Here is an 11,266-nt window from a genome sequence, read left to right as displayed (position 1 = left end):
GACTCATGATGAACCCTGTTCCATGGCTCCAGATGACAAACATGATCTCATATCAGGGACTTGTTCGCACCTTCCCTTGGTGACTCGAGTCCGCAGAGTACAGCCATGGCCGGGACAACGCTTCGATGGCGGGCGAAGTGTCCATCCCGTCTGCCCGTGACGCCCAAAAGAGAACGGCGCCCGAGGGCGCCGTTTTTCGCTGCATCAGCGGGCTTGTCAGCCCTTGTAGGCGGGCAGCAACCCCGCCATGTTGAGCAGATGGAAGGCGGCGGTCAGCACGCCGAACAGGATCACCAAGACGATCATCAAGATACCGCCGGGCGCACGGAAGCCCTCGCCCTGGTTGCCATTACGCGCCGCCTTGCGCACCTTCCAGGCCAGCAGGGGCGGTATGATGCAGGTCCACAGGGTGGCCACTGCGCCCGCATAGCCGATGGCCATCAGGAAGCCGAACGGGAACAACAAGGAGAGTACCAGAGGCGGCAGGAAGGTGACGCCCCAGGACTTGGCGCGACCGGCCCGGCTGTTGTCGAACTTGAACAGATCCGCCAGGTAGTCGAACACCCCCAGGCCAACCCCGATGAAGGAGGAGAGAATGGCCGCCATGGAGAAGGCGTTGAGGGCATTGGCCACCGCCTGGGATTCGATCACCGAGCCCAGGGCCTTGAGCAGGGCATCCACATTGCCCCCCTCTGCGATCACCGGGCCGAACTCGCTGCGCGGCAGGTTGCCGAACACGCTGGCCAGCCAGATGAGGTAGAAGGTCAGGGCGATGACGGTCCCCCCCAGGATGGCGCGGCTGGCGCGGCGCTCCTCGCCATAGTAGGCCCGCATGGACGACACCGAGTGGTGATAGCCGAACGAGGTGAGCGCCACCGGCAGCATCACCAGGGCATATTGGGCGTAGTGGGTCTCACTGCCGACTCGATCGAGCAGCAGGTCGAGGCGAATATTCATCGACAGGCCGGAGATGCCAAAAACAAAGCTCAATCCCATCAGGATCACCAGCAGCACCGAGATGCGGTCTACCGCCCGGGTGGAGTGCCACACCAGCACCGAGAAGACCAGGGTGAACAGCACCGAGGACCAGTGGCTGCCCATCCCCGTCATGCCATCTATGATGAGACCGGCCGAGGTGATGTAGGCGTAGAGCAGGATGCCGCCGACGAAATAGACGCTGAGATTGTTGAGGGCATTGACCTTCTCCCCCAGCAGATCCCGGGTAACGGTATCGAAGGAGACGCGCAGCGGATAACCCTTGTAGGATTCGAGCAGCATCCAGCCAGAGATCGTCATCACCACCATGGTCAACGCCACCGCGAGCATGGACCAGAGGCTCCAGGCCCCCGCGCCCGCACTCGGCAGGCCCAGCATGCCAGCCCCCACACAGACGCCGGCAATGATGCATGCCCCGCCCACCAACGATGGTTTATGTTCCATTTACTTCCCCAAAGACGATTGTTGATCTGGTCGCGACCGCGGACCGTTGCATCTGCTACGCCGGTTGTCATCGTAAGATCGCGCTCATCTGTGCTATCGGTGCCTAGCCGCTTGCTGCTGCATCGGCGGCAGAAGCTGTGCTATCGACGCCCAGCCGCTTGCTGCTGCATCGGCGGCAGAAGCTGTGCTATCGACGCCCTGGCCGCTTGCTGCTGCATCTGCGGCAGAAGCTGTGCTATCGACGCCCAGCCGCTTGCTGCTGCATCTGCGGCAGAAGCTGTGCTATCGACGCCCAGCCGCTTGCTTCTGCGTCAGCGAGGCAAGACGTGGCTGAGGCTAGCTACCGATCCCAACATGGCAGCAGGGCGGCCATGTTGGGGGTGTGACTTTACCCTGCTCCCCCTCAGGTATCAAATCCGGGGGCGAATTGACGGGAAATGGGGGCGATGTCCGGCCGTTAACCCCAAGTTCGGGGCGTCTCAGGCCCCGGACACGACAAGGGCGCCCGCAGGCGCCCCGTGTCGGTTTCCCGGAGGATCCAGGTTATCCCGTATAGATGGGCAACATGCCCGCCATCGCCATCAGATGGAAGACGGCCGTCAGCACCCCGAAGACGATGACGGCCACCACCATGGGCTGGCCGCCGGGCGCCTTGAAACCGCCCCCTTGTGGCGCCAGCTCCCGGGACTTCTTCGCCAGCAGGGCAGGAATGATGCAGGCCCAGACGGTCGCCGCGGCCCCGGCATAACCGATGGCCACCACGAAACCGAAGGGGAACAGCAAGGAGAGCAGCAGCGGTGGCAGGAAGGTCACACCCCAGGACTTGGCACGGCCGGCGCGGCTGTTGTCGAACTTGAACAGATCCGCCAGATAGTCGAATACCCCGAGCCCGACCCCAATGAAGGAGGAGAGGATGGCCGCCATGGAGAAGAGGTTGATGGCGTTGGATACCCGCTTGGATTCGATCACCGAGGCCAGCGCCCCGAGCAGCACATCGACGTCGCCCCCCTTGGCGATAACGGGGCCGAAGGCACTGCGGGGCAGGTTGCCGAAGATGCTCAGCAGCCACAGCAGGTAGAGTGCCAGGGCTATCAGGGTGCCCCCCAGGATCGCCTGCTTGGCCTTCTGCTCCTCGCCGTAATAGGCCCGCATCGACGCCACCGAGTGGTGGTAGCCGAAGGACGTCAGCGCCACCGGCAACATGGCCAGGGCATAGGGTGCCTGACCCAGCTCCTCGGTGAGGGAGTGGAACAGCCTGGTCGCGTCTATGTTGGCGGCAAGGCCCGATACCCCGAACACGAAGCTCAGCACCATAAAGGCGATCAGCACCACGGAGATGCGATCCACCGCCCGGGTCGAATGCCAGACGAAGCAGGAGAACACCAGCACGAACAGCACGGAGGCGAACTGGCTATTGATGCCGAGCAGGCCGCTCAGGATCAGACCCGAGGAGGTGATATAGGCGTACAGCAGAATGCCACCGACGAAATAGACAGTCAGATTGTTGAAGACATTTATTTTGTGACCGAGCAGATCCTTGGTCACCGAATTAAAAGAGGCGGTCAATTCATAGGGCTTGAAGGCTTCCAGCAACATCCAGCCGGAGACCGTCATGATGATCATGATGATCATGATGAGAATAATGGCCAGCGATGACCAGCTGGTCCAGGCGCCCGCCCCCGCACTCGGCAATCCCAGCATGCCGGCGCCGACACAGACGCTGGCAATAATGCAGGCCCCTCCCGTCACGGATGGTTTCGATGTCATGTGTTGTCACTCCCGAAATTTCACAGAGCTGCGAAAAAAAAGGGGCACCCGATAAAGTGCCCCTGACTCGTTATGCTTCTATTAATTTTTCATTCTTGTTGCTGGTCGCTTGCTTGTTATTGTCGACCTCTTTCAGTCTGGCGGTGAAATGGCGCAGTACCGCCGGCTCATAAATGAAGTCGAGCCCCTTCACGTTCCTGGCGTTCTTCTTCACCTCGCCGAAGGCCTCGATGACGAAGTCCATGTGGGTCTGGGTATAGGTGGCACGCGGTATGGTGAGACGCAGCAGCTCCGCCGGGCAGGGGTGCTGTTTGCCGGTGGCGGGATCCCGTCCCAGCAGCAAGGAGCCAATCTCAACCGCCCGGATGCCCGCCACCTTGTAGAGCTCGCACGCCAGGGCGTGGGCCGGGAACTGATCCGCCGGGATATGGGGCAGCAGCTTGCCCGCATCCACGAAGGCCGCGTGGCCGCCCGCCTGCTGACACACCACGCCGATGGCCTCGAGACCATCCACCAGGTACTGCACCTGACCGATGCGATAGGCCAGCCAGTCCTGGCGCATGCCGTCCCGCAAGCCCACCGCGAGCCGTTCCATGGCGCCGCCCTCCAGACCGCCGTAGGTCGGGAAGCCCTCCTGCACCACGCACAGGGTGCGGCACTCGGTGTAGACGTCCAGCATGCTGTCGTCCTTGAAGCAGAGCAGCCCCCCCATCTGCACCATGGCATCCTTCTTCGCCGACATGGCAAGGCCGTCGGCGTACTTGTAGGACTCCAGGGTGATCGCCTCTATGCTCCAGTCGGCGTAGCCGGGCTCGCGCTGCTGGATGAAGTAGGCGTTCTCGGCGAAGCGGGCCGAGTCCATGATGACCGGAATGTCGTACTTGCGGGCGATGGCGTACACCGCCTTCAGGTTGGCGATGGAGACCGGCTGGCCACCGGCGGAGTTGCAGGTGATGGTGCTGACGATGTAGGGCACGTTGGCGGGACCCGCCTCCAGGATGGCCTCCTCCAGCTTGACCAGATCGAAGTTGCCCTTGAAGTCGGCGGTGACCGAGGTGTCGAACGCCTCCTTGGTGTAGACGTTCTTCGCCACGCAGCAGTTGATCTGGGTGTGACCCTGGGTGGTGTCAAAGAAGTAGTTGGAGAGTGCCACCATCTTCTTGCGATCCAGCCCCTTCTCCTGCTCCCGCTTCTTGATCAGCACCGGGATGTAGATCTGCTCGGCACCGCGTCCCTGGTGGGTCGGGATGGTAAGGGAATAACCGAAGATCTCCTGCACCGCCCGCTGCAGGGCGTAGTAGCTGCGGCTGCCGCTGTAGGCCTCGTCGCCGCGCAGCATGGCAGCCTGCATGTCCTGGGTGATGGCGCCGGTGCCACTGTCGGTCAGCAGGTCGATGAAGACGTCTTCACTGTCCAGCAGGAAGGGGTTCATGCCCGCCCGGACGATGGCCTCCTCCCGGTAGGCACGGGTGGTACGCTTGACCGGCTCGATGACACGAATGCGGAACGGTTCGGGAAGATGCTTGAAGTTTTCCATGGATAGACACCCTTGCTTTAAATATTCAGGATGAATCTCATCACCCGCCATCAATAAGCAGTTGGCAGGTAGCAAATAATGAGATCGGGTGCACGACATCGCCTCGCCAATAAACAAGGTGAATGAAGGTGCAGATTATTTCAGATTAGGTATTCAGACGGACTCGTTGCATCCAGATAAATGCACAAGCACCGCGGGGGATATTACAGCGGGAAGAAGAACGCGATTTTATGGTCCAGGGTAAACCACTTGGGATAGCTGACCTTGATATGCATGTTGTTGCTCATCTGGTTGGAATTAACAACGCCCATTAACAGGGTCCATTATGGTGAGCCCTTGTATATGATCAATTGCAACATGAGCAATTTGGGATGGCGCTAACAGTTTGACGGGGGATTTTTATACACCCCGACTCGCGTCCCCTGACGCGCACTCTCCCTGGCCGATGGCTCAATGATTCAGCCAGGGCAGCCTCTGCAGCAAGTCATGACGGTCGGCCAGCGGTGTCTGGCTGACCCAGATATCCAGCAGGCCGTAGGAGAGCAGCGGCAACACCAGCAGCAACAGGCAGAGCAGCCCCAGCAACCACCGGGGGCTGAGCCGGCGGTGTGGTGTGCCAAGGTGCAGTGCATCGGCCCGCCTGGGGCAGGCGGCGACGCAGCTCAGACAACTGGTGCACTCCAGGCTTCGCACCGTGATGAGCTGGTGCACCTGGATGCGTGACGGGCAGGCCCGGCTGCACTTGTCGCAGTCGTGGCCGGAACTTCGCAGGCAGCGGACCGGGTCACGGCGAATGCGCAGGGGCGTCAGCAGACCGAGCAGAGCGAGCCAGGCGCCATAGGGACAGAGATAACGGCAGAAGCCCTGGCGGAAGGTAGCGGTGAGCAGCAGCACCCAGCCAAGGCAGAGGCCGGAGACCAGGGACAGGTTGAAGAAGAAGGCCCCCATCTTCATGTCTGCGGCCTGATGGTAAGGGCTGGCGAGATAGCCGGGCAGGGCTGCGGCGGGCACCGCCAGCAATATGATGAAGAGCAAAAAGCCGAGCACCAGGAATTTCTGGGCCCGCAGCAGCCAATCCAGCCAGCGCGGCGGCGTCCACTCCCCCGGCAGCAGGCGGTTGCGCAGGCCGTGCAGCCACTCCCCCACCACCCCCAGGGGGCAGAACCAGGCGCAAAACGCCCGCCCCAGCAGCAGGGCCGACAGACTGAGCACCAGCACCGTAATAGTGGCCGCCGGATGGTGCGGATCCACCAGCCCCTGCCCAATCCAGGCCCGCAGCCCGAGCCCGCCGGCGATGGGCAGGAAGCCGTCCACCACGTCCGGGCGCACCAACCAGGGACTCGTCCCCTGACCCAGCTGCCAGACATGCAGACCATATTGCACCGCCACCAGCCCCCAGCAGAGCAGCAGCAGATGGCGGGCCCAGGCCCGCAGCGGCTGGCTGCCGAGCTCACCGAGTGCCGGTTGCGGTCTGTATCTGTGCCACAGGGCGAGGGGGACGACCACCAGCCCCAACGCGAGCCAGAGCAGGCTGTCCGTCGCCACCAGCCAGAGCAGGAACAACAGGGCGAGGCGCCACGGCCAACCGGATCGCGCCTGCCACGCCAGCAGCACCAGATAGACCAGGCCGGCGGCCATGGTCATGGCTTCAATCAGGCTCATGCCTCTCCCTCATGGAACTCATTCGGATAAGGGGGGCAGGATAACGAACATCTGAGTTGATTGTTTTGATCTGCATGGGCAGAGGGGGCATTCCACAGGATTGTCCCCCGCCGGCGCTCATCCTTTGCGGCTGTTGAACAGCGGCTGGTCGGACTCGGCCTGCTCGGCCCAGAAGTGGATGTTGAAGCGAGCGTCCTCCGACAGCTCGACCCTGTGCCAGTACCGGGGCGGGCTGGTGGCAAACTCCCCGGCCCGGATCACCAGGCTCAGCTCCGGCTCCTCGGCCTGTTCGTCGGCAAAACCGTGGTAGGTCACGGACCCCTCCATCACGCAGAGCTGGCCGAACACGCCGGCCGCGGTGTTGTGGTGGGTGAGCAGGGCCTGGGGCACATTCTCGCGGGTAAAGAAGGGGGTGGAACGACGCACCACCCAGTGAGACGGGATCAGTTGCATGGCCATATCAGTTCTCCTCGAGTGGCCGGGTCGACCCGGCCGGTGCAATGAAAGGGGTTAACGGGGCAGCTGACGCAGCAGCGGGAAGGCGGCGCTCATCTGATCGCCCCCCACCACGAAGCCGCACAGCTCGCCGGCTTCATCGTGCGCCTCGGCCACCATGCCGTGGCTGTTCCAGCGGCACTGCCAGGCGAGATCCTCACCCCGGGTGCGGCCCGCCAGTTGCAACGGGTAGCGCGGGGTCTTCACCTTCACCAGCATGGGCGGCAGGGCCAGGGGGGTCGGCGTGCCGAGCAGGGTACGCGCCAGCGCATTGGCTCCCAGCACTATGGGTTGCAGGAAGGGGAGCAGCTGGCCTCGCCACTGCACGCAATCCCCCAGTGCGAAGATATGGGGATCGCTGGTCTGCAGCCTGTCGTCGACCAGGATGCCGCGCTCCACCTCCAGCCCGGCCCCCCGGGCCAGGGTCAGGTTCGGCCTAAGGCCAATCGCGGCGATCACCAGATCCTGTTCGCTGACGCGGCCATCGGTCAGGGTGACGCGCCAGCCATCGCCGGGCTGGGCGTCTATCCTGGCGATGCCCAGCCCGAGCTGCAGAGTGACGCCCTGGCAGCGCAGCGCCTGTTGCAGCGGCTGGGTCAGAGTGGCGGGCAGCAGGGTACTGAGCGGGCTGTCGGCCAGATCCAGCAGGGTGACCTCGCGGCCATCGCTCGCCATGTCCATCGCCAGCTCGCAGCCAATGAGGCCGGCCCCCAGTACCAGGATGCTGCGGGCATGCTGGATTGCTCCCTCGGCGGCGGCATACTCCTGCTGGCTGTTGAGGGTGACCAGATGCTCGCTGCCCGGCAGGTCGGGTCGCGCCGCGCTGGCACCGGTGGCCAGCACCAGCTGGCCGTAAGGGAACTCTCCCTGTCCGGTCAGCACCACCCGCCGGGCGGGATCTATGCCCAGTACCGGGCAGTGGGGCAGCAGCGTGACGCGCTGCTGCTCGGCAAAGTCGCTGCCGCTCTGGCGGGTCATGGCGGCGGCGGCGCAGCCCCGGCTCACCACGTGGCTGAGATCCGGCTTGTTGTACTCGTCACCGCTGTCGGCGGTGATGAGACGGATGGGCTGCTCCCCATCCAGCTTGCGCAAACTCTTGACCAGCTGCTGGGCGGCAAAGCCGCTGCCGATCACCACGATCTCCCGGCTGGCACCGGCGTCACTCAGGGTTGCTGCATTCATACACAGGCCTCCGCCCCACAGGGTTCAAATACCTCCTTGCCGATGCCGCAGCCCGGGCAGAGGAAGCTGTCAGGTACCTGGGCCCAGGGGGTGCCAGGTGCCACCAACTGATCCGGCTCGCCGAGATCCGGGTCATAGATCCACTGGCAGACGGTGCAGAGCATGGGCTGGTCGTCGTCCCATTCACCGGCGGCCGGTGCGGCTTGCGGCGCCTTGGCGATCACCGGGGCAGGCGTCACCGCCGTCTGGGTTGTGGTGATCGGGCGGGATGTCTCAAGCGGATGCAGTGCCCACTGACGGGCGAGCTGGCGACCGTGATCGCGGCACTCGGCCAGCGCCGAACCATCCGGGCGCCACTTGGCCTTGAGGGAGAGGCTGATGTCAAAGCCCGCGTCCATCAGCCGGGTCTGGATGCGATCCACCGCGCCGCCGGTCCAGCCGTAGCTGCCGAAAGCGGCGGCGCGCTTGTTGCGAAAACGCAGGCCGGTAATCTCTTCGAGCATGCCAGCCACCTTGGGCATCATGACGTTGTTCATGGTGGAGGAGCCCACCAGTATCCCCTTGGAGCGGAACACCTGGGTCAGGATCTCGTTCTTGTCGTGGCGTGCCACGTTGAAGATCTTCACCGCCACGCCCGGATCCACCTCGTGGATGCCCTGGGCGATGGCGTCGGCCATCATGCGGGTGTTGTTGGACATGGAGTCGTAGAACAAGGTGATGCGATCCTCCTGATAGTGATCGGCCCACTCCAGGTATTTGAGGATGATCTGGGTGGGATCCTCGCGCCAGACGATGCCGTGGGAGGTGGCCACCATGCTCACCGGCAGGTTGAAGCCCAGCACTTCCTTGATCTTGGCGGTCACCAGCGGGCTGAAAGGGGTGAGGATGTTGGCGTAGTAACGCTGGCACTGCTCCATCAACTCGGTCTGATCCACCTCGTCGTTGAACAGGTGTTCGTCGCAATAGTGCTGGCCGAAGGCGTCGTTGGAGAACAGCACCGCATCCTCGGTCATGTAGGTCATCATGCTGTCGGGCCAGTGCAGCATGGGAGTTTCGATGAATACCAGCTGCTTGCCGTTGCCGATGTCCAGGCTGTCGCCGGTCTTGACCGGCTGGAAGTTCCACTCAGGGTGGTGGTGGTGGCCGGTGATGGAGTCGATGGCGTTGTGGGTGCAGTAGATAGGGGTGCCGGGGATGCGGGCCATCAGCTCGGTCAGGGCGCCGGCGTGATCCTCCTCGGCGTGGTTGATCACCACAAAGTCGATGGCGGCGAGATCGATCTCTGCCGCCAGGTTCTGCACGAACTCGCGGCTGAACTTGTGATCGACGGTGTCGATCAGCACGTTCTTCCCTTCACGTATGAGGTAGCTGTTGTAGCTGGTGCCCTTGTGGGTCTTGTACTCGGTACCGTGGAAGTCGCGTACCTCCCAGTCCCGTTGGCCGACCCAGTGGATGTTGTTTTTGACGTGAATGCTCATCAGGCAGTTCCTCAGCAGGCAATAGTGAATGTGTGACTGAATTTCCTATTGCAGCGGACGTGCCAACTCGTAACCTATTGTTTCTAATGGGAACAAAAAACCAAAATTGTCATTTGGACAGCCACTCTATATAGTCATATTCACAAACAAACTGTCATTTGGACAATCATCGTGATCTCGACCGACCGCCTGGCGCGCATCGCCCTCGACCTGCAACTTGGCATCTCCCATCAGGACAGATTCCACCGCCTGATCCAGAGCGTGCGCAGCCTGCTGCACTCGGACGCCTCGGCCCTGCTGCGCTACGAGGGGGGCCAGTTCATTCCACTGGCCATCGACGGCCTGATGCAGGACGTGCTGGGTCGCCGCTTCGCCTTGCGGGATCACCCGCGCATGGAGGCCATCGCCCGCGCTGGCGACGTGGTGCGCTTCCCCGCCGACAGCAGCCTGCCCGACCCCTATGACGGCCTGCTGCCGGATCACGACGACTTCAAGGTGCACGCCTGCGTCGGCCTGCCGCTGTTCTCGGATCAGACGCTGATCGGCGCCCTGACCATAGACGGCATGAATCCGGCCCAGTTCGACGGCATCAGCGACGAGGAGCTGCGGCTGGTGGGCGCCCTGGCCGCCGCCGCCCTCAGCAACGCCCTGCTGCTGGAGCGGCTCGCCCGCCAGAGCAGCGAGCCGCTCGCCTCGACCCCCCATGCCGAGGGCCAGCCGGAGATGATAGGCCGCTCCCCCGCCATGGCACGGCTGCGCCACGAGATAAACGTGGTGGCGAGCTCGGAGCTGAACGTGCTGATTTTGGGGGAGACCGGGGTCGGCAAGGAGCTGATCGCCAAGGCGGTGCATCAGGGCTCACCCCGCGCCGGCGCGCCCCTGGTCTACCTCAACTGCGCCGCCCTGCCGGAATCGGTGGCGGAGAGCGAGCTGTTCGGCCACGTGAAGGGGGCCTTCACCGGCGCCATTCACCACAGGGCGGGCAAGTTCGAGCTGGCGGACAAGGGCACCCTGTTTCTCGACGAGATCGGCGAGCTCTCTCTGCCGCTGCAGGCCAAGCTGCTGCGGGTGCTGCAATACGGCGATCTGCAACGCATCGGTGACGACACCCCCCTCAAGGTCAATGTGCGCATCCTGGCCGCCACCAACCGGGATCTGAAGCAGGCGGTGGTGGAGGGGCAGTTCAGGGCCGATCTCTACCACCGCCTGAGCGTGTTCCCGATCCAGGCCCCGGCGCTGCGCGAGCGCCCCGGCGACATCCCCTTGCTGGCCGGCTATTTTTGCGAACGCTGCCGGGTCAGCCTGGGGCTGGAGCGGCTGCGCATCCTGCCCGGTGTACTGCAACTACTCGAACGCCACGACTGGCCGGGCAACGTGCGCGAGCTGGAGCACGCCATCCACCGCGCCGCCGTGCTGGCGCGGGCCGAACAGGGCAGCCAGGCCCCGACCCTCGCCAGCCATCACTTCAACCTGGCGACCGGTCCTCTGCCCCCCTCTACCAGCCCCGCCATCGCGCCAGTTGCCCCCTTGCCCGGCGGCCCTGGCCTGCGGGCCGCCACCGACGCCTTCCAGCTCGCGCTGATCGAGCAGACCCTGGTGGCCCACCAGGGCAACTGGGCCGCCACCGCCCGGGCACTGGAGCTGGACGGCGGCAACCTGCACCGGCTCGCCAAACGGCTCGGCCTCAAGCCCTGAGGCACTGAGG

General features: G+C 63.7%; 9 protein-coding genes. 1 reads left to right on the top strand and 8 read right to left on the bottom strand.

The genetic code is table 11. The annotated features are described in order from the left end of the window. Nucleotides 1-216: 216 nt before the first annotated feature. The 8 genes from PG898_RS17960 to norV form a co-directional block, all read right to left on the bottom strand. On the bottom strand, nucleotides 217-1,440 hold the full coding sequence (locus tag PG898_RS17960; protein WP_270824761.1) for an aromatic amino acid transporter: 1,224 nt from the start codon (nucleotides 1,438-1,440) through the stop codon (nucleotides 217-219). A 543-nt stretch (nucleotides 1,441-1,983) separates the two neighbouring features. Further along, nucleotides 1,984-3,207: an aromatic amino acid transporter gene (locus tag PG898_RS17955; RefSeq protein WP_270824760.1), complete on the bottom strand. Its 1,224-nt coding sequence runs from the start codon at nucleotides 3,205-3,207 to the stop codon at nucleotides 1,984-1,986. Between the two features lie 70 nt (nucleotides 3,208-3,277). Next, complete coding sequence (gene tnaA / locus PG898_RS17950) at nucleotides 3,278-4,744, bottom strand: tryptophanase (RefSeq protein ID WP_005330038.1); 1,467 nt, start codon at nucleotides 4,742-4,744, stop codon at nucleotides 3,278-3,280. 203 nt (nucleotides 4,745-4,947) lie between these two features. Further along, nucleotides 4,948-5,055, bottom strand: coding sequence for a tryptophanase leader peptide (tnaC, locus tag PG898_RS17945; RefSeq protein ID WP_081805816.1), 108 nt, complete (start codon nucleotides 5,053-5,055; stop codon nucleotides 4,948-4,950). Nucleotides 5,056-5,194: 139 nt separating this feature from the next. Next, complete coding sequence (locus PG898_RS17940; protein ID WP_161507768.1) at nucleotides 5,195-6,406, bottom strand: 4Fe-4S binding protein; 1,212 nt, start codon at nucleotides 6,404-6,406, stop codon at nucleotides 5,195-5,197. Between the two features lie 117 nt (nucleotides 6,407-6,523). Further along, nucleotides 6,524-6,865 (bottom strand): DUF1971 domain-containing protein, encoded by a 342-nt coding sequence (locus tag PG898_RS17935; protein WP_005330036.1) that lies wholly within the window; start codon nucleotides 6,863-6,865, stop codon nucleotides 6,524-6,526. Between the two features lie 51 nt (nucleotides 6,866-6,916). Continuing rightward, nucleotides 6,917-8,083: an NADH:flavorubredoxin reductase NorW gene (gene norW, locus PG898_RS17930; RefSeq protein ID WP_161507769.1), complete on the bottom strand. Its 1,167-nt coding sequence runs from the start codon at nucleotides 8,081-8,083 to the stop codon at nucleotides 6,917-6,919. Further along, nucleotides 8,080-9,561, bottom strand: a complete 1,482-nt coding sequence (gene norV, locus PG898_RS17925; protein WP_161507770.1) for an anaerobic nitric oxide reductase flavorubredoxin — start codon at nucleotides 9,559-9,561, stop codon at nucleotides 8,080-8,082. The genes norW and norV overlap by 4 nt, the downstream gene beginning before the upstream one ends. 171 nt (nucleotides 9,562-9,732) lie before the next feature. Between norV and norR the strand changes: the two genes are divergently transcribed. Further along, nucleotides 9,733-11,256, top strand: coding sequence for a nitric oxide reductase transcriptional regulator NorR (gene norR, locus PG898_RS17920; RefSeq protein ID WP_161507771.1), 1,524 nt, complete (start codon nucleotides 9,733-9,735; stop codon nucleotides 11,254-11,256). Nucleotides 11,257-11,266 lie beyond the last annotated feature (10 nt).

Origin of the sequence: Aeromonas sp. QDB31, assembly GCF_027707605.1 — a bacterium.
GTDB lineage: Bacteria > Pseudomonadota > Gammaproteobacteria > Enterobacterales > Aeromonadaceae > Aeromonas > Aeromonas media.
The sequence above is the reverse complement of the archived record's forward strand: the minus strand, read 5'-3'. Positions and strand labels throughout refer to the sequence as shown.